Below are 19,177 nucleotides of genomic sequence, written 5' to 3'. Positions count from 1 at the left end.
AAAAATACGTGCCTGTGTAATATACAAAGCAATATCCGCGCCAAAAGTTACAAGACGACAAAAAAAGTAAATTTGTCGACTCAGGCGCACTCGATTCTCATCTGATTTACGCTATCGCAACCCTGGCGGAGAACAGTTTTGCAAAAAGCAGACCAAACAAGATGGTGGATGTCATTAGGAATGTCGTGACAAAAGTCATCCAAGCTTTTGCCTACCATCAGAATAGCAAACAAAAAAGCCTTGGCGAAGACCAAGGCTTTTAGAGATAAATGTTTGAGATGTGCCGTACTATGATTTCAGCTTGTAGATGATACCCGGATTGCAGCGCACCATCTCAAATTGGTCAGTCAAACCTGTCAACGATTCGGATGCACCAAGCAATAGATAACCACCAGGGTTTAGACTTCGTGCCATCTGGTTGAGTACCTTAGCTTTCATGTCAGGCGAGAAGTAAATCAACACGTTGCGACAAAAAATAATGTCAAACTTTCCGAGGAGCGCGTAAGAGTCCATTAGGTTTTGTGGTCTAAAGTTCACTAAACGCTTAACGTTGTCTTTCACCTTCATCTTGCCATTGCCGGAATCTTCGAAGAAGACACGACGACGCTCCGGCGACAAACCACGACCTAGAGCAAGGTTGTCATACTCCCCTACTCGGCACATATCCAACATAGTGCTAGAGATGTCCGTCGCAGTGATCGATACGCTCGGCAACATACCCGGTTTCTTGGTTTGTGTCTCAAGAACCGTCATTGCCATCGAGTAAGGCTCTTGACCAGAAGAGCTCGCCGCTGACCAGATCTTGATCGGACGCTTATTCGCCGCCATCTCTGGCAACAGTTTGTCCGCTAAAACCGTAAACGGGTAGCCATCACGAAACCAAAGGGTCTCATTGGTCGTCATCGCATCAACAGCAGCAATACGCAGCTCACGATTACGTCCGGTCACGACATCTTTAAGCAACTGGGACAACGAGCCAAGGCCAAACTTAGACACAAGTGGGCTTAATCGGCTTCTTACCAAATACTGCTTGCTATCGCCAAGCACAATGCCGCATTGGGATTCCAAAAAGCGGCTAAAATCGCGATACTCTTGATCGCTAATGGTTATCGCTGTCATTCAATTCTCTATACTACTTTACTAAGGCTTGCTTTCTACCGACGAAGCGGTGACAAGCTCTCATTCTTATTCATTTATTTAGTCAGCGATGACTGCGGCTTTAACAGCGCCCCCTAATTCTTCAGGGTTGAACTTAGCAATAAACTCGTTAGCACCAACTCGCTCAACCATCGCTTGGTTAAAGACACCACTTAGAGAGGTGTGCAGAATAATATGAAGATCTTTTAGATCTGGATGGCGGCGAACCTCTGCCGTTAGCGTATATCCATCCATCTCTGGCATCTCGATATCCGAGATGAGCAGTGAAATCTGGTCGTGAATATTACCCTCACCAGCCATTTCTACAAGCTTGTTGTAAGCATCTTTGCCATCTTTCACCAAAATCGACTCAAAGCCAATAGATTCAATAGCTCGTTGGACCTGTTTTCTTGCTACCGCTGAGTCGTCAGCAATCATAATGCGCTTAACAACTTGCTTTTGTTTTTTCTGCTCAGCTTCGGCAATCTCTGTCGCAATGTTGCTGTCCATGGTCTCAACCACTGGCGAGATTTCGGCCAAGATCTTCTCAACGTCGAGGATCTCAACCAATTCGTTGTCGATATTAGTTACCGCTGTCAGGTAGTTGGCTTTACCTGCACCTTCTGGTGGCGGCAAGATGGATTCCCAGTGCATGTTGATAATGCGCTCTACAGAGCTAACCAAGAAACCTTGAACACTGCGGTTGAATTCTGAAATGACCACAAAGCAGTTTTCAATATCGGTCGTTGGGCGTCCACCCACCGCTAGGCTCAGGTCGATGACAGAAATAGTCTGTCCACGAATGTGCGCCACGCCCTTCACTAAGTGGTGAAGGTTAGGCATGCGCGTTAGTTTTGGGCATTGAAGCACTTCTTTAACTTTGAACACGTTAATGCCGTAGCGCTGGCGGCCCATCAAACGAAAAGTCAACAATTCTAGTCGGTTTTGACCTACTAGCTGCGTTCGTTGATTCACCGAATCCAAGATACCGGTCATAAGTTCATCTCCATCTCAAACTTTAAAGCTAAAAAAGTGATAGTCTATCTGGGCTTCTTAGAACCCGAGAAACAGAATGCTGTATTTTAAGACATCTTTTTTGCATACATCCAGTCACAAAATGAGGCAAGGGTGTAACTGGCTTTGCCTCTATATCGTCTGGCACGCGATATTCTTTAGCGTATTAACGCACGCAGCAACGCCTGAGCAAATAGAAAACATTCAAAAGGCTGCCCAAGCTCATGTTTTAGATACGATTGAGCAACCTCCGGGTGGAGAAATTATTGCAAACCCAGGTAATATCGACTCTCGCATCCATGCAACAGATTGCCCTGCACCGCTGCAGACGTCTTCCTCGACGACACGTAATACCAGCAGTAATGTCACGGTGTTAGTCGAGTGTCCAGAAGACAACTGGCGAGTCTATGTACCGGTAAGAATGTCTATCTCATTGCCTATGGTGACGGCGACCAGACCGCTTGCACGTGGCAGCCTCATCGAAGCACAAGATGTCACCATGACCATGGTCGATAGAAATCGAGCAAGACGACAGGGGTTTAGCGACATGACACACGTTGTTGGTGCCAAGCTCAAGCGTAACGTCAAACTTGGCGATGTCGTTGAACGTAACGATGTTTGTGTGGTCTGTAGAAATGAAAAAGTCGTGATTCGCGCGGTGAAAAACGAAATGGTTATCTCCACGCGAGGTACGGCACTCTCTGATGGTTCCAACGGCGATCAAGTAAGAGTGAAAAATGACAAGTCTCAGCGTATAATTGAGGGAATAGTCACCGGCGTTGCAGAAATCACTGTTAATTTTTGATTTTTTTCTAAAGGTTTTCAGTTGCCCGTCGATATGGACGGTATACATGCATATTATGTGTGACACTCATGACCGAATTCCGGTGCATGAAAACGCAATATTGAGCAACTATAAGGCGAAACTATGGCAGGCATTGATAACATTCGATCTGGACAGACGCTAACGACCACGAGTCGCGCTCCTGCTCGTTCGGACGCCAGCAAAGAGAGCGCATCAACTCCAGTTGGTCAATCTTCAACAAAGCAAGATGCGGTGACGCTGAGCCAAGGCGGTAAAGCCATTGGTCAAATGCACCAGCAGATGGCAAGTCAGCCAAGCTTTGACTCTGCTAAAGTAGCGGCAATTAAAGACGCTATTGCTAACGGTTCGTACACCGTAGACGCAGAGAAGCTGGCGGACAACATGATGAAGTTTGAAGACGAACTTGGCGGACTACGATAACCGCGTTCATTTAAGATTTAGGTAAAGGTAATGGCAGCACTTGTCGATTTGATTGACTATCAACTCAAAAACGCAAAAGCACTGTCTCTTCTGCTAACGGAGGAGACGAAAGCCATTGCTGGGCGAGAATCGTCCGATATCGAGCGCATCGCCAAAGAAAAGATGACGCTCATCGGACAGCTGCAGCAAACAGACAAGCGCTTAAGCGAACACCAAGATGTCCATCGTCTGACCGATGAGGCACCTTTGGCACAAAAGGTCGCCGACGTTAAATCCATTATTCTTGATTGCCAGCAGCTGAACGAGATTAACGGACAGAGCTTACAGCGTGCACAATTGAGCTTTAACAAGCTGAATAACCTGATGCAGCAAAGCCACGGAAAAATTGGCATGACCTATAACGCGGGCGGACAAACGCACACGCTATCGACTCTAGGCACCAACCTAAAAGCTTAAACTGTCTTTACACACCCAATACAAAAAAGCGGCAATGTGTCACCACATTGCCGCTTTTTTAATGACGTTCGTTTCTAGAACAGAGTCTCACGCTTCTTCTCTGGCACGCGGCGAATCTCACCGTAGTCGCGAAGTCTGTCCATCTTTTCAATGTCTAGTACCAGCTCAGTAACGTAGCTGTCGCCCACTTTATAGCTTCGAACCACCTCTGCACCGCGAATAACACCGTCTACCGCCCCTGTGGTCGACTCCACGCCTAGTCGCTGGTCTTGTAGATCCGCTCTTGCAGACACACGCAGGCCATAAACCTGTTCAGCGAGTTCACGGTAGGCATCAATCTTCGACGCACGCATAGCACGAACTTGCTTCTCTTCATCGTTTCGACCAGTCTGCTCACTAATGCTGGCATAGCCTACAGCGGTAAGTGTGTTCTGATCCATAGCGCCAATTGGTGTACAACCAATCATTACCATGGCAAGCAAGGCGGCAAATATTACTCTCATCTTCATTTCCTATGGGCGTAAAATCACGGTCGTTGGTGTTGTCATTGTTGGGTCTGAACGAATCAGCACACCATCTTCGGTACGAATATGGTTTAACGTATCTAGGTCGCGACCAATACGGTCAGCCGGCAAGAAGCCTTGCGCCGATGCGACAACAATACGTGACTGCATACCAACCACACGTGCATTCACTAGCACACCACCTTCTTGGCGTAACATAGTGCCAGTGAGAACAAATTGAATCTGTTGCTCTTGAGCGAGATCTTTCCAATCACGGCTGAGTGCGAAATCGCCTTGACGGGTCACCTGAATCGAACCGGTCGTTTTAAAGTCCACGACCTTAAAACCACGACGCTGCAATTGGTGGATAAAGCCTTCCGAAACCGAGTTACCGAGCCAGTTCGTTGCGTCCATGTTCTGCAGATCCACAAAAGATGCCACAGCAATAGGGGTGCGCGAAGACACGCTTGTGTTCGAGTTCACTAGCTCTTCGGTAAGACTTTCTACAAAGTAATCCATGGTATGACGCGGACTCTCCATCAGCATAAATTTGCTGCCAGAGTACGACTCTTTACCGTTATAGATTGGTGAGTAGGCACAAGCGGTCAGCGTTAACACTGATGCCATCAGTAGCCACTTTTTCATTACACACTCTCCAAAAGTTATTAATTGGGTCGATTGCAACACCCTCTTACAAAGGTTGGAACAATCTTTGCTATTCTCATTCTGTCCTAAATAAGAAAGCCCGCTCCAATATTCGCTGAGAATTACTAAGCAAATATTGTTCCGCATTTGGAAAGGTAGTATGAAAAAAATTGTTTCTTCTTTAATTTCAACGGCATTAATGACAATGACTGCCAGCAGTGCCTATGCAGAATGGTACGAAGTGACGGGCACCTCAACCATTGTCTCCTCTGAGAAGGCGGCAAGGATCTACGCGCTAGAAGACGCTGTTTATAAGGCGGTAGACTTCTCTGGCGCCGACATCGGTGGGCTCGCAACACTAGCACCAATGCTAGAAGACGACAGAGATCAATACCAATTCATCGATTCCGAAGTGCGCCACATCGTCATTGACGACAAGTACGTAAGCGGCAACCAGATGGTGGTAAAAGCTCGCATCGACATCTACCCAACGGCAAAGGCTTGCCATAAAGAGCAGTATAAAAAGACCATTGGCGTCGCCATGTTTGACATTGTTGATCCCCAGCAAGCAGTAATGGGTCAGATCTACAAGCTAGGTGAAGACTACAGCTCGGTAATCGACAAACAGCTCGGTGTGCGTTCATACAGCTTCGTTTCCGTCGGCACTACTCGCTATGAAATTAACAAACGTCAGCCAGAGCGCATTAAAATGATCGCCGACGATCTCGGGGCCCAGTACCTAGTCACCGGCGAGATTAAAGATCTTACTGCCACCATTGAGCAAGGTGGTCTGCTAAGAGACGACAAGATTAACCGCCAGTTTGCTATGGACATGGCAATCTTCGACGGCAAGACAGGTCATGAAATCTTCCAGCATACGTATCGTGAAATCGCCGAGTGGCCGTTTGCGAAAACCAGTAAAGTGGATACCAAGAGTGCGCGTTTCTGGACCTCGCCTTATGGAGAGATGATGCAGCGCGTTAGCCGTAACATTATGCTCGACCTTGAGTCTGAGATTTCCTGCAAGATGACACTGCCCGAGGTTGTGGCCTCATACGGCAACAAGGTGACCATCGACCTCGGTCGCGTCCACGGCGTTCAAGCTGGCGACAAACTGCGACTATGGCACACTGGCTCGTTCATCGACCAAAACGGTTTACCACGTAACAAAGTCAGCCGCAGCGACATTACCCTAACTGTTTCTCGTGTCTACGAACGTGATGCAGAAGCCACCGTCGATCAACCCGCTCTCGCCAACAGCATCCAGATTGGCGACGTAATGCACAAACAGAACTAAATCTGCCGCCACGGGCTTAACTTATTCATATAATTGAGTAATATAAGTCTTAAGCTCCCGTGGCACAGCTGGATAGCGCGGCCCCCTCCTAAGGGGCAGGTCACAGGTTCGAATCCTGTCGGGAGCGCCATATTAAAAGGGCTAGCAAGTTAGTGAATGCTAGCCCTTTGTTGTTTTTGGCTTTATGTATAGCAAATATGTAGCAGATTAGATTTTGCTACCTAAGCAGCGTTGATCTTGTAGGAACAATTATTTTCAATGTTCCTACGATAAGTCGAACACCCCCAAAACGCGCCATACTTACCGCGCCTCAATTTCATCTCACTACCGCAGTTTAAACACACTGGACGCTCATGTTCACAACTAGAGTTAATGCAAACTTGATAGCCTTCTTTGATGTCGTGAGTCATAGGACTACCGCACTTATCGCACGGAGTTTCCTTGTGCTTACAACGTGGGAACAGCGTACAAGACATGAACTTACCGTATTGACCGACGCGAGGCTTAAGGACTCCCACTTTACAAGAGTGGCAAACAGTTTTGTCAGCCTTAAGTTGCGTTAGGGAAACATCAAACTCATTCGTCTCAACTGGATAGTCGCCTTTGATTAGCTCAGTAATAAAGTCGCTTGCATCAGTCATGTCCGCGAGAAGATATGCTCTGTGTTTAGCGCGGGTCAGAGCTACATAGAATAATCGACGTTCCTCTGCATGTTCAAACGTGTCGCCTTGAGGTAACAACGCATTAATAAGCGTAGGAGTTTGCTTCTCAGAGGGGAAACCATGTTTGCCTGTCGTCAACCCCATAACCACAACGTAGTCCGCTTCTTTACCTTTGGATGCGTGGAACGACTGGTTCTCAATGTCTAACATGTGATAACGCTGTCTTAGCCACTGCAGATAATTGGCGTCTGGCATTTGATACCAAAACCTTGCCAGCAAATAGACTTTGTTTTTGTTTGGCGAACTAGATTCAACAACGCTGTTAGCAATGGACGTTAACGCTTTATCCAGTGGTGTCATCCCTTGCTCTTCAGCTCCTTGTCTAATGATGCTTACAGCTGGCTTGCTAACCTGTACCAGAGACTTTATCTCTTTTTTGAGCTGAACCGGGTTCTGCGTAACAAAGCGCGTTGCCACGTCTCCAATAGAACTATTAAACCTGAACGTCATATCAAGCGTCGTTTTAGACGTTGCACCGAAGTATTTTTCAAAGTCTGTCGTTAGACGAACATCTGCGCCACTAAAACGATAGATTGCCTGCCAATCATCACCCACACAGAACAGCGAAGAATTTTCTTTATTGTCTCGAAGAGCCTTAACAAGCCTCGCCCGAGGCTCTGAGATATCTTGGAACTCATCGACAAGTATGTAACTCCAAGGGGATTGGAACTGGCCTGTTTCAACATACGATAAAGCTTTTGAAATCATATCATTGAAATCAATCACTCTCTCTTCCATCAGATAATCTTGGTAGCGCTGATACAGCGGCATCAACAGTTCCAAAGCCTTGGCAGTCTGCTTTGGATCAAGAGAGTTTTTTATGATTTTTTGAATACCTGCATCATCAAGACAAGCTGCTTTATAAAGATCAACTAGCGACCCTAAAAGACGCGCTAGCTCCGTGACTTGTCCAGTTTGCTCTAAGTTATCTAATAACTCATTATCAGGCAGCGGATTCGTATTTACTTCGCGAGCTACCAACTCACGCTCCAACACTCCCAACATCGAGCGATTGCGGTGTTGATGGTAATACAGCTCGACATACCCTGTACCATGCTTGGCATGCGTCTTTCTCTTCCACTCTATGCCCTGTTGGTATCTTTCTTTATCAATATATGGAGGAGGATTTCCGTCCTCATCTGTGCCGTAATACTCAATGTAGATATCATAATCTGGCAGATAGAAGTCAGGTTCGTATTGTCGGTACTGCTCTGTTGCAACATCGATTCGATATTTAGCTTCATACTGGTAGTTGATGCCTTTTCTATAAAGCCAGTTAGCAATCACCATCTCACCAAAGCTCTTTACCTGCTCACCTTTCAGCGTGCGGATATCGTTATCGTTGAGATATTTTAAGTACTCGCCTTGGGTTTTGAATTCAAACGGATCTTTGTCTACGAAATAGTACGCACTAAAATAGTCGAGTAACGCTTTCTTGTAGCCGGTATTTTGCATCAAAGAGGCAATAGCCTCATTCATCCACTTAACTTTTGCCCGTACGTCACCTTCTAGGGGGGATAAGCTTGGAGCTTTACCTTCAACTTGTGAAATTATCTTCACGCCAAGGCTATGAAATGTGCTCGCTTTAACATCTTCAAATCCAAGTTTTTCCTTAATGCGCTCGTCCATCTCTTCCGCAGCGATTCTGCCATACGCTAGCATCAATATATCGTTTGGTCGCGCCTGCCCACTTTTCACTAAATAGCCAGTTTTGCCAACCATAACGCTGGTTTTTCCCGTACCAGCTCCCGCTAAAAGAAGGTTATTGTCGTTGTCAGTGATGCACGCAACTCTTTGTTTAGCAGTCAGCGGGTTAGATTCCACGTTGCTAAAGAATGAATCAAAGGCGTTAAGCTCACGCTCTACATACTCACGTCTGATATTCTCAATATCGGCTTGTTTCCAACTAGCAATTCGACTTAGCTGCGATGCTGTGTTTTTTGCCAAGTCGGATAGTCCCAAAGCCTTGTTCCACCCTCGCCAACGCTTGTATTCTGTTTTGGCATAGCTCTGGATGTCCCGTATGGATGAATCACGAAAAAATCTGGATTGGCATTTATTTTCAACCGAACCTAAGAACTCAGCTAAATGCTGTGCATTCTGGTTAGCCCATTGAGGAAAGAAACGGTGCGGATACTTGAAGGGGAGGAAATAGCTCAGCGTGGAAAAGCGATATGGCTTACCTTTTACGCTAAAACTCAAGCAACCACCAGTGATTGAAGTTTTTAGACTTGGGGCACTATCCAAATCTTCCCATTTGAAGAAACTCACCTCTCCATCTGAATCAGCTCGTATACCTGCTTCGCTGATCTCAACGACAAGCCGATTGTTGAAAACTCGACCGAAAGAGTTTGTGGTAAGTGTCCACTGCGTCATCGTACGCCACCGCCTAAAGTGTGATATGCCTCGTAAAGAGGCATAGTTTACCTTAGTGGCTAGGTACTAGTACTTGAGCGTCGCTAACTTTTACATTTAATCGATTAAGAACTCAATGATGACGAAATAGAACCGAACAAGAATATCGATACTTGGGTAACCAGCTAAGATCAAGTTGATGGAACCTTATTAATACATAGCTTAAGGCTAAACGTAATATGCTCTTGCTCATAAACCGTAATCCATTCCCCTAACAAGCAAACAACACTCACTGCAACTCCACACAACTCCAAATACTTCTGACCCCATCCTCTCTTTGTGATAGCATGCCCCGCTATTTTATGACGCAAGTCACATTTTGACCTATATAACTGCGTTTCAATCCACAGCGTTTGCTAAAGAGCAGCGCCACGTGAACAGTGATTAATTAATGCCAAATTCCAATTCTGTTGAGGTTTGCTCAGCAGCTTCTGCTTCATCTTATGACGCCATTCACCCGCCCGAGCGACTTAAACACTTCGCAAATAAACTAGAGCTTAATAACCCCGTTTTTTGGCTAAGTGCCTCTTTCTTAACTTTGTTTGTTCTGCTTGCCCTGTCTCATCCTGTCGCACTTTCTTCCGCCGTTAATTCTGGATTTAACCTTGCTACGCGTTTCTTTGGTGCCTTTTGGCAATTGATGCTAGTGGCCAACTTTTTGATTGGGCTAGCGCTGTGTTTCGGAAGAACTGGGGATGTCAGATTAGGAGGAAAGTCTCAGCCTGAAATTGAGAACTTCAAGTGGATATCCATCATCTTATGCACGCTCCTTGCCGGCGGAGGGGTTTTTTGGGCCGCGGCTGAACCTATTGCACATTATCTGTCACCACCTCCGCTATTTGGTTCTTCTTCTCCTCAGAACAATGCTATCAACGCGCTTTCCCAATCTTTTGTGCATTGGGGATTCCTTGCTTGGGCGGTACTCGGTGGTCTATCTTCTATCGTTCTAATGCATTTACATTATGATAAGAGCCTTCCTTTGAAGCCTCGGACTTTGCTTTACCCATTACTTGGAAAGCGCGCAGTAGAAGGTTGGATAGGCAATATAACCGACGCCCTTAGCATTATCGCAGTAGCAGCAGGAACCATTGGTCCAATTGGATTTTTAGGTTTACAGATAAGCTATGCAATGCAAGAGCTGTTTTCTATTCCCGATACCTTTGCAACACAAGCAACCGTAGTGGTGTTGGCAGTGCTGTTTTATACCCTATCTGCACTTACAGGTGTAAACCGAGGCATTCAATTAGTCAGTCGCTACAATGTACTGCTTGCTGCAGCACTTATTTTGTTCATTCTAATTGCCGGACCAACCGAGTTCATTATCGACAGCTATGTACAAGGGTTAGGCACTATGGTTGATCAGTTCATTCCTATGGCTATGTACCGTGGCGACCCTCAATGGTTAGGTTGGTGGACTGTATTCTTCTGGGGGTGGTTTATCGGCTATGCTCCGATGATGGCGATCTTTATTGCACGTATCTCTCGCGGACGCTCGATTCGTCAGTTGATTCTGTCTGTTAGTATTGCGGCACCGCTCGTCACTTGTTTTTGGTTCACGATTGTTGGTGGTTCTGGGCTGGCCTTTGAACTTGAAACACCTGGAATAATTCAAGCTGGGTTTGAAGGATTTAACATGCCGGGCGCGCTTTTGGCCATTACCATGCAGCTGCCTTTCCCTGTTCTAATTTCGATATTATTCTTAATACTAACCACAACTTTCATTGTGACAACAGGAGACTCCATGACTTACACCATCACCATGGTGATCACAGGAGACAATGAGCCCAACGCACTCATTCGCGCCTTTTGGGGACTAATCATGGGAGCAGTGGCGATTGTGTTGATATCAATGGGAAGCGGCGGTGTCTCAGCACTACAGTCATTTATTGTTATTACCGCGGTACCAGCATCCCTCATTATTGCTCCGAGTCTTTGGTTCGCTCCAAAAATCGCCAATCAAATGGCGAGGGAACAAAACATACAACTCAACCACTAATGCCCAACTAGTTAGGTTGTTGGCTGGTTAAATAAAAATCACGGTTAGTGTAATGACACAAGAAACCGCTACACTAATCCGTGATTGCTTTTCTCCTCAATTCCTTCACCATTAACACCAATCTCTCCCCACGAAAAAAGAATCAATGAAATCATTGCCATGGAATGCCTGGTTGCTGGCTGCAGTGCAACCTTTTGTTTTGTCTGTCGGAGCGCTGAATGTGTTTCTGGGCGGTATTGTCGGAGCTCAGCTTCATTCGGATCCGACACTGGCTACCCTGCCCGTTACCGCACTCATTGTCGGTGTATCGTTGAACATCTTCCCTGCGGCGAAAATTCAAAAAGCGCTAGGTAGAAAGCAGGCGTTTGTTTTAGCGGCACTGGTCAGCAGCGTGAGTGCTTTTGGTGCGGCTTGGGCGATTGATAGTGGCAGCTTTTGGGGATTCTGTTTTTGTGCTTTTCTACTTGGCAGTCAGCTTGCTTATGTTGGGCAGTACCGTTTTGCCGCCATTGAAAGCTGCAAGAGTGCCGCTCAACACCCACAGGTTATTAGCTTAGTGTTGGTGGGCGGAATTGCCGCGGCTTGGGTTGGTCCAGAGCTACTCAATATGGGCCAGGCGATTTCATGGTTTGATTCTGAGTATGCTAGAGCGTATGCGGCGCTTGGCTTTCTTGAGCTCATAGGCGCGGCTGTGTTGGCGGTTGCGATGAAGCCTCTGACGGTGCAAGAAAACGACACTGACGATGGTGAAGCGAGAGATCTATCCATTTTGTTTAAGCAGCCTATGCTGTGGCTCGCCATTGGTTCAGGCTTAACGGCGTATGCAGTGATGGCTTTTCTCATGACAGCAACGCCGCTGGCAATGTCTGGGCACGGACACGATATTCAAAGCGCTAAATGGGTCATTCAAAGCCATGTGATGGCGATGTACCTGCCCTCTCTCATTACGCCTATGATCATAAAGCGTATTGGTATTTACAAGCTCATCACTCTTGGCTGCGTGATATTCCTCATTTGTATTGCTGTCGCATTGCTTGGGCATTCTGTACATCACTACTGGTGGGCGTTAGTCGCACTTGGAGTAGGATGGAACTTCCTATTCGTTGGTGGGACATCGCTGCTGCCTCAGACGTATAGACCAAGCGAGCGCTTTAAGGTTCAAGCGGTCAATGATTTTTCAATTACGGCTTTCCAGGCGTCGGGGTCACTGGGTGCTGGAATCGTATTGTTTACCCAAGGCTGGACCTGGATGTTAGTTGCTTCGCTTTTCCCGATTGCGCTATTGCTTATGCTCAATTGGGTAGTGAAGAAGTAGTGGTGAAGAAATAGTGGCGAAGAGACAGCAAGGACATGTTACCCCATGAGGCGTTGAGTACGTGTCCCTTCTCTAGGCTGCAGCTGTGATTGTCAAAACTGGCGAAGTAGCCCTGACTGATAGTTCGATATATCAAGCTGCAAATTGTACTCTTCGGTCAATCCATCCAGCTTTGACTGCGCTGCATTTAGGCTCGTCATTACAATTGTATTATCATCAAGTTGCCACAGCTGACGCGATCCTTCGTAGCTAAACTGAAGCGCTAACATGGCATCGGCGTTACCTTGTTCTGCCGCAGCCAGCAACTTTCTATTCTTTCGGTAAATGAGGTTAAGTTCTTTCTTTAGCTGCCACACATAGACGACTTCTTTCATTTTCGGGTGATTCTTAAGTTTTAGCAGGGTAATACCTAGACCTAATGCACTCACCACGACACCAAGAAGATTCCAATGAAAATGTGAGCCCGTTTCTGATGGGAAAACGAATATCAAACTTTGAGATATCGCTAAGCTAGAGACACTTAAGCTGACAATACATGCAACGATGACGATGTTTAGATGTGAGCGATATAACTGCTTGTCGATAGATTGTAATTGCATTCTAAATCCAATGGCTAATAGAGTGGTTACGCTTTTCTAGCCTTTAGAAGGACCGCTCCTATAAAGGCTAGAAAGTCAGTAGCTAGGGCAAACATTACCAAGCAACTGGCAATGTATCCACAGTTGCTACGACAAATAGCGATAAACATTGAGATCACTGGATTCAATCGTCGTGTCACCCTTGCTGACCACTTCAGATAAGATCTTCCCCGAGCCACACGCCATCGTCCAGCCGAGCGTACCATGCCCCGTGTTGGTAAACAGGTTTGTAATCGGTGTCTTACCAATAATTGGCGTCCCATCTGGCGTCATGGGCCTTAGCCCAGTCCAATACTCCGCTTTAGAGAAATCGCCTCCAAACGGAAACAAATCTTTTATGACCATGTCTATGGTGGCTTTTCGTTTTTCTGGAATTAGGGTGTTGAAGCCAGCAAGTTCCGCTGTACCAGCAACGCGGATGCGATCATCAAAACGGGTCATGGCAACCTTGTAGGTCTCGTCCATTACCGTTGACGTAGGCGCTTTATCTGTATTAATAATCGGTACTGTCAGCGAGTATCCTTTAACGGGATAAACAGGTAGCGACAGCTCAACTTGTTTGAGCAACGCCCTTGAGTAACTGCCGCAGGCAACCACGTAAGCGTCAGCTTTGAAATCACCCTTGCTGGTACTAATACTGGTTAGTGCGCCGTTGTTTTGATTAAGGCTATGCACCTCGGTATCAAAGACAAAGTTCACACCCAATTGTCGTGCTTTTTCAGTGAGTGCGACGCAGAACTGATAGCAATCTCCAGTTTCGTCACCTGGCAGATAAAGCCCCCCCACCAGCTTGTCTCTAACATCCGCAAGTCCCGCTTCGACTTCTAGACATTGCTCTACGTTTAGCAAGCTATGCGCAATGCCACTCTCTTTCAGAAGCATCATGTCTTTTTGAACAGCGTCTAACTGCTTTTCATCTCTGAATATCTGCAGCGTGCCTTTTTGTCGTCCTTCATAAGCGAGGTTTTCGCTTTCTCTCAAATGAGTCAAACAGTCGCGGCTAAAGTTCGCTATTCGCAACATGCGGGACTTGTTCTGGGCGTACCTCTCTTCGTTGCAGTTGGCGAGCATTTTTGTCGCCCATGAAACCAGCTCAGGGGATAGTGACGGCTTCACCTTTAGAGGAGCATGCTCTTGTGTCAGCCATTTCATCGCCTTGAGAGGGATCCCTGGTGCAGCCCAGGGTGAGGAGTAACCATAAGAAATCTGCCCTGCATTCGCAAAGCTGGTCTCTTTGCCGCTCGAGCTTTGGCGCTCTATCACAGTGACAGAGTGCCCCTCTTTTGCTAAATACCATGCGCTGGTTAAACCAATGACACCACTACCAATTACGATAACGTCCACAATACATCCTTATATCCGCACTAAACCCTACCAAACTAAACATAATTAGAAGAGTCCACCAATATGAACTATGAAAATTGTTTAAAAAATCTTCGTCCTGAAAAGGTGATATTAAGCATCTGAGAAGCGTAACGCAGTGATCAATGCTTCGAAATCGCATTTAAGTATGGAAAATGAAAAGCAGCAGGTACTACGAATATACGAAACCGCCTTGGCCGAAACCGACCAAGGCAGATCTACAATTACTACCGATAGATAGAGATTAGACAGCTATCTATGCTAGTTACTTTTTGATAAACAGTGATTTAACATCAACATGTGCCCAATCACTCTCAACACCTAAAGCTGGTAGTTTGACCCACAGTTGAAGCTCATTTAGGTCTGCTACGATTTGGTAGTTGGTAAGGTCCACATCTTGGTTAGTTGGTTTGGTTACACCACCGTTTTCTTTAAAGCTTCCGTCTTCGTTGTATAACGTTAGGTCGAAGATATCGCGCATTTGTTGTGTATCCAGTTGACCTGCCTTTTCATCGTGACGCGCATTGAGGTTATCAAAACGCTTTAGCGAGAAGCTTTGTGTTTCACGTTGACCTAGACCCCAATCCGGATTCAAGAAAGTGTTCACTGTCACGAACGAGCTTGCATCTTTGTCTGCAGAGCGCAGGCGGTTCTCTTGAATGGAATTCTCATAAGCACACGCTTTGCCTTGCTGATCAGCAAGCATCCAGATAGCGGCTACATCGGTACGCGCGGCTTGGAAACGAGCGCTTAAGGCTTCAATTGAATCAGACTCAGCCATATAGTCGAACACAGAGTTCAAGAATGAAGGTTTTTCGATAGAGACAATGTTACCGCCCATTGACGTACCATCATGCAGGTCAGTGTAAACGCCTTTGTCATTGAAACCTGTTACTAGCCACTGCCAACCAGGCCAGCTCACGTTCACAATGCCGTTAGAGCCATCTGTTGGGTTATAAACTGTCGTGTAGATTGGGAAATCCAAGAATAGCTCAGCCCAGTCCATATTGCGTCCGACAAGAGCATGGCCATCTTTGGTGTTTTCACCCCAAGTCGCCAACGATGAACAACCTGAGAAAGAGTGCAGTTTACCCAAGTAGATCGCCATTGGACCGCTTTGGTCTAGCACGACCACTTTCTCAACTGGCCAGCCAGCACCGTCGGCTACACCTTGGAAATATTGCTTACGACGCAGTGACAGTGCGTTAAAGATGCGAGTACCAAACAGCTCAAATGCGTCAGCTTGCGTGATCAAGCCATGATTGATTTCTGGTTGAACGATTTTTTGGTACATCGCCTCCATGTGATCTTTCGCCAGTGCGCCATATTGACGGCCCATCTCAAACCAACTGCCTTGCAGTTGAAGGACGTAAAGCATCTCTTCGTTGGTTTCAAAAATTTTGCCGTCTTCAAATTGATTAAGCAGTGTCAGTGTTGAAGTTGTCATCGTTAGTTACCTCGATAGAACAGTATTGTGAAGTCGAGGCAGATTGTATGAATCTTGTGCAAAACTAACCAATGCACAGCGATGGATTGAGTCCTCCAATCCAATGGTTTAGTTAGCACTATAGGAGTACACCACTGGCAATCGCTGCGACCTTGTCTTAATGTGTAATGTATGACCCTTTCAAAGGTTCCCTTCGAATTGGATCTTTACGTCATGATGTTAGAGGTAATTTTTGAGCAACTTGATCGAACAATGTAACCGAGAACTCAACAAGGTAATTCGGCATTTCCCAGAGGACCAAAGGGCGAGTATCGATTGCTTACTGGCTCAGCTATTGTGTTGTGAAGTGTTCCTTATTCAAGACCCTATCCTCAATTATTTTAGGGGCAAAAGCTCGCCTTGGTACCACGTTCAGAACATACGCCGAACCTTACTCTCTAAAGGAAGAGAAGGCAGCATCAATTGTTATGAAGAACCCATCTTTCAAGGCTGGTCTATGGCAACGATTGATGATGCTCGCGTGTATGAAAAGCCGATACCAGAAAAAGTTCGCAAAGCCTATCTGGACTATCAGTTTTTCCTTGAGCAATACAAAAAAGGCGCGTACAACTAAGCCCCACCTACTCATAACGCGAAGACGCTCGGCACAATGACATAATAATGCCAAAGCACACGCCTTGCGTGATCATCGCGGTGCCACCATAGCTGAAAAATGGCAATGGACTTCCCATGACTGGCAGCAACCCGCTAACCATCCCTGTGTTGATAAAGGCATATAGAAAGAAACTCAGTGCCAATGAACCACACACCAGTCGGCTATAGGCATGATGACAATGACAGGCGAGCCAAAGTGCTCTTAAGGTGATAAATAGATAGAGCGACAGCAGCAATACACAACCAAGAAACCCCCACTCTTCCGCATAAGCAGAAAAGATAAAATCAGTATGGCTCTCTGGAATAAAGCCGAGCGAACTTTGCGTGGCATTCATCCAACCTTTCCCTGTCACGCCCCCAGAGCCAATCGCGATATGCGATTGAATGATCTGATAACCAGAGCCCAGCGGGTCACTTTGCGGGTTAAGAAACTGCACAATACGCTTCTTCTGGTAAGCCTCAATCACAAAAAACCACAGCAGCGGTATCGAGGTGGCAACAAGGGCAACAAAGCCACCAATGATCTTCCAACTCATGCCTGCGAAATAGAGCACAAATAGCATGTATATGATGCCGAAGATTGCTCCATCGAGATCAGGCTGAACAAATATCAAGCCCGCTGGTATGGCGGTCATCAAAATAGCGACGAGTAGCCTAATCCCGGTTGGTCGCGTCCCTTCATGCTGTATAAACCACGCCACCATCATGGGAATGGCCAGTTTCACCAACTCTGATGGTTGAAAGCGAAAACCTGCAATACTCAGCCAGCGCTGAGAGCCGTTACTACTATCTCCAACAAGGACAACACCAATCAAAAGTAGAATGGTAAGCAGATAAAGATAAGGAGACACGCGGCGATACTGCCTTGCCGGAATCGACGCCATGATCACAACACACAAGATGGATATCCCACAGCGCCTGAGATGGTTGGTCATGGTGGCTTCGCTATAACCGCTGGCACTCCAGATAGTAAGTGAACCAAGCAACATGATTGAGACGATCGCCAACAAGATGAGGACGTCGATTTTTGGAGTATTAAGAGCTTTCAGCATACGAATCTAGCGAGCAACGCCATTAAGACGTTGCTCATCTCTACAAATATCATGGGTAAATAGCGCCGAAAGGCGCATCTGATTAGGATTTTTTCAGGCTATTTCGATAGCCTGAAAGAACGCGGCGCAGACGCCAAGTAACAAAGGTGATGATCGCGGCGCACAGGGTCACAATAGGTGCTGCCATCAGTACCATCGTCGCGACTCTACTCACGGTATCTGGCAATGAAGGTAAGACGAATCCTACGCCCGCTAACAATGCAATCCATAGCGTTGCACTACACCAAGCGAAGTAGTGAAAACGCTGAACTTGGTGCTGACGAATCCCCATTACCATAGGCACAAGTGAGCGGACTCCCGGGACAAACCTGGCAACGAATAGCGCAATTAGCCCATGGCGACCCAAAAGGTTATCGACCAGGCGCACATTGCTCTCAGGCACTTTCGTCAGCCAGCCTTGAACAACGGGAAGTTTGTTAAGCCAACGTCCCTGCAAATAGGCAAGCCAACTGCCGACGGAGGCAGCGATGATGAGCAGCGCGAATGCGAGAAATGGGTTAAGAACCCCTACGGCAGATAAGGTTCCCACCAACACAACGACACTGTCACAAGGCAATGGCGCAGCTGGTAAAAAACTGCTTTCAAGACCAATAAATATGGTCACTAAGATATAAATCAGCACCGCGCTACCAGGCGACAGCAACGCGTCAAAGTCTTGATTCCAAATGGCAATCAAGACGTCTTGGGTCGCATCAAGCATAGTTACTCCCAACATAGTTACTAAAAAACGAAACGAGATGAATCGATGAAACGTTTAGGTTGAGAACTATCGAGAGTGAATAAAGCGAAACTGAAGGTTGGACTCGTGCCAGCCACCGAGTCGAGGGTGAGCGAAAGCCAGGTAACTTCTTGGGATCGCCCTTCTTGAAAGCGCAAACACAAACCATGAGCTCAAGGAGAGCACCAATATCAGCCAAGGCAGAGGATCTTGAGGTCGAGATTGAAGTTTTTGTGGTGGCAATCGCCAGGTTGACAGACGCAGTAGTTGATTGTCATTGGCAAGGTCAGGAACCCGCTCTGGATTCACCACCGAAGGTTGGTAAAAGTGTGTAGTCTCACCAATAGACTCTGCGACGCCGCTCAATAGCAGCATCGTTAGCAAAGTCAGCAGGAATGGGACGAGCTTTATCGGTCGCTTCACACACAAAGCCTAGTAGTGGGATCTGCCTATATGTACTGCCAAGCGCCTAAAAAAGCAATGAGAATTTAACGGCTCTA

At 46.6% G+C, this 19,177-nt stretch carries 18 protein-coding genes and 1 tRNA gene; 8 read left to right on the top strand and 11 right to left on the bottom strand.

Annotated elements, in window-relative coordinates:
* Positions 1–288: 288 nt before the first annotated feature.
* Together J4N45_RS11800 and J4N45_RS11795 are read right to left on the bottom strand one after the other, a co-directional pair.
* Positions 289–1,119, bottom strand: a complete 831-nt coding sequence (locus J4N45_RS11800) for a protein-glutamate O-methyltransferase (protein WP_252011563.1) — start codon at positions 1,117–1,119, stop codon at positions 289–291.
* A 78-nt stretch (positions 1,120–1,197) separates the two neighbouring features.
* Positions 1,198–2,133 carry a chemotaxis protein CheV gene (locus tag J4N45_RS11795; protein WP_234495416.1) on the bottom strand — a complete coding sequence of 312 codons (936 nt, stop codon included), beginning with the start codon at positions 2,131–2,133 and terminating at the stop codon, positions 1,198–1,200.
* A 76-nt stretch (positions 2,134–2,209) separates the two neighbouring features.
* Here J4N45_RS11795 and flgA point away from each other — a divergent pair, with 76 nt between their 5' ends.
* The 3 genes from flgA to J4N45_RS11780 all read left to right on the top strand — a co-directional run bounded on the left by flgA (position 2,210) and on the right by J4N45_RS11780 (position 3,853).
* Entirely contained in the window at positions 2,210–2,956 is a 747-nt protein-coding gene (flgA, locus tag J4N45_RS11790) for a flagellar basal body P-ring formation chaperone FlgA (RefSeq protein WP_042477704.1), read from the top strand.
* 123 nt (positions 2,957–3,079) lie between these two features.
* Positions 3,080–3,397, top strand: a complete 318-nt coding sequence (gene flgM, locus J4N45_RS11785) for a flagellar biosynthesis anti-sigma factor FlgM (RefSeq protein ID WP_042477702.1) — start codon at positions 3,080–3,082, stop codon at positions 3,395–3,397.
* A 30-nt stretch (positions 3,398–3,427) separates the two neighbouring features.
* A complete protein-coding gene (locus tag J4N45_RS11780) occupies positions 3,428–3,853 on the top strand; it encodes a flagella synthesis protein FlgN (RefSeq protein ID WP_234495414.1) in 426 nt (141 codons plus the stop codon).
* A 74-nt stretch (positions 3,854–3,927) separates the two neighbouring features.
* On the opposite strand, the gene J4N45_RS11775 is transcribed toward J4N45_RS11780, so the two are convergent.
* Both J4N45_RS11775 and J4N45_RS11770 read right to left on the bottom strand, forming a co-directional pair.
* Positions 3,928–4,356 carry an LPP20 family lipoprotein gene (locus J4N45_RS11775; RefSeq protein WP_042477696.1) on the bottom strand — a complete coding sequence of 143 codons (429 nt, stop codon included), beginning with the start codon at positions 4,354–4,356 and terminating at the stop codon, positions 3,928–3,930.
* 9 nt (positions 4,357–4,365) lie between these two features.
* Positions 4,366–5,001 carry a FlgO family outer membrane protein gene (locus J4N45_RS11770; RefSeq protein WP_042477693.1) on the bottom strand — a complete coding sequence of 212 codons (636 nt, stop codon included), beginning with the start codon at positions 4,999–5,001 and terminating at the stop codon, positions 4,366–4,368.
* A 160-nt stretch (positions 5,002–5,161) separates the two neighbouring features.
* Here J4N45_RS11770 and J4N45_RS11765 point away from each other — a divergent pair, with 160 nt between their 5' ends.
* Both J4N45_RS11765 and J4N45_RS11760 read left to right on the top strand, forming a co-directional pair.
* On the top strand, positions 5,162–6,298 hold the full coding sequence (locus J4N45_RS11765) for a flagellar assembly protein FlgT (protein WP_252011562.1): 1,137 nt from the start codon (positions 5,162–5,164) through the stop codon (positions 6,296–6,298).
* 53 nt (positions 6,299–6,351) lie between these two features.
* A tRNA-Arg gene (locus tag J4N45_RS11760) sits at positions 6,352–6,428 on the top strand.
* 91 nt (positions 6,429–6,519) lie between these two features.
* Here J4N45_RS11760 and J4N45_RS11755 read toward each other — a convergent pair.
* On the bottom strand, positions 6,520–9,396 hold the full coding sequence (locus J4N45_RS11755; RefSeq protein WP_252011561.1) for a UvrD-helicase domain-containing protein: 2,877 nt from the start codon (positions 9,394–9,396) through the stop codon (positions 6,520–6,522).
* Positions 9,397–9,826: 430 nt separating this feature from the next.
* On the opposite strand from J4N45_RS11755, the gene J4N45_RS11750 reads away from it, so the two are divergent.
* Both J4N45_RS11750 and J4N45_RS11745 read left to right on the top strand, forming a co-directional pair.
* Positions 9,827–11,431, top strand: a complete 1,605-nt coding sequence (locus J4N45_RS11750) for a BCCT family transporter (RefSeq protein ID WP_252011560.1) — start codon at positions 9,827–9,829, stop codon at positions 11,429–11,431.
* A gap of 145 nt (positions 11,432–11,576) precedes the next feature.
* The gene (locus tag J4N45_RS11745; protein ID WP_252011559.1) at positions 11,577–12,746 is read left to right on the top strand and encodes an MFS transporter; all 1,170 of its coding nucleotides are present in this window, start codon (positions 11,577–11,579) and stop codon (positions 12,744–12,746) included.
* Positions 12,747–12,838: 92 nt separating this feature from the next.
* Here the strand turns inward: J4N45_RS11745 and J4N45_RS11740 are convergent, their stop codons facing one another.
* From J4N45_RS11740 to J4N45_RS11730, 3 genes are all read right to left on the bottom strand, one after another.
* The gene (locus tag J4N45_RS11740) at positions 12,839–13,345 is read right to left on the bottom strand and encodes a DUF3087 domain-containing protein (protein WP_252011558.1); all 507 of its coding nucleotides are present in this window, start codon (positions 13,343–13,345) and stop codon (positions 12,839–12,841) included.
* Positions 13,346–13,471: 126 nt separating this feature from the next.
* Complete coding sequence (locus J4N45_RS11735; RefSeq protein WP_252011557.1) at positions 13,472–14,728, bottom strand: D-amino acid dehydrogenase; 1,257 nt, start codon at positions 14,726–14,728, stop codon at positions 13,472–13,474.
* A gap of 283 nt (positions 14,729–15,011) precedes the next feature.
* Positions 15,012–16,193 carry a C45 family autoproteolytic acyltransferase/hydrolase gene (locus J4N45_RS11730; protein ID WP_252011556.1) on the bottom strand — a complete coding sequence of 394 codons (1,182 nt, stop codon included), beginning with the start codon at positions 16,191–16,193 and terminating at the stop codon, positions 15,012–15,014.
* Between the two features lie 232 nt (positions 16,194–16,425).
* On the opposite strand from J4N45_RS11730, the gene J4N45_RS11725 reads away from it, so the two are divergent.
* Complete coding sequence (locus J4N45_RS11725; protein WP_252011554.1) at positions 16,426–16,806, top strand: hypothetical protein; 381 nt, start codon at positions 16,426–16,428, stop codon at positions 16,804–16,806.
* A 7-nt stretch (positions 16,807–16,813) separates the two neighbouring features.
* Here J4N45_RS11725 and rodA read toward each other — a convergent pair whose 3' ends face one another.
* The 3 genes from rodA to J4N45_RS11710 form a co-directional block, all read right to left on the bottom strand.
* Positions 16,814–17,899: a rod shape-determining protein RodA gene (rodA, locus tag J4N45_RS11720; RefSeq protein ID WP_252011552.1), complete on the bottom strand. Its 1,086-nt coding sequence runs from the start codon at positions 17,897–17,899 to the stop codon at positions 16,814–16,816.
* Positions 17,900–17,981: 82 nt separating this feature from the next.
* Positions 17,982–18,659, bottom strand: a complete 678-nt coding sequence (locus J4N45_RS11715; protein ID WP_252011550.1) for a DedA family protein — start codon at positions 18,657–18,659, stop codon at positions 17,982–17,984.
* A 66-nt stretch (positions 18,660–18,725) separates the two neighbouring features.
* Positions 18,726–19,100 carry a hypothetical protein gene (locus tag J4N45_RS11710; RefSeq protein WP_252011549.1) on the bottom strand — a complete coding sequence of 125 codons (375 nt, stop codon included), beginning with the start codon at positions 19,098–19,100 and terminating at the stop codon, positions 18,726–18,728.
* Between the last annotated feature and the right edge of the window lie 77 nt (positions 19,101–19,177).

Source organism: Vibrio sp. SCSIO 43140 (genome assembly GCF_023716585.1).
Classification (GTDB): domain Bacteria; phylum Pseudomonadota; class Gammaproteobacteria; order Enterobacterales; family Vibrionaceae; genus Vibrio; species Vibrio maritimus_B.
Note: the sequence above shows the minus strand (reverse complement) of the source record. Positions and strands in the feature narration are given on the sequence as shown.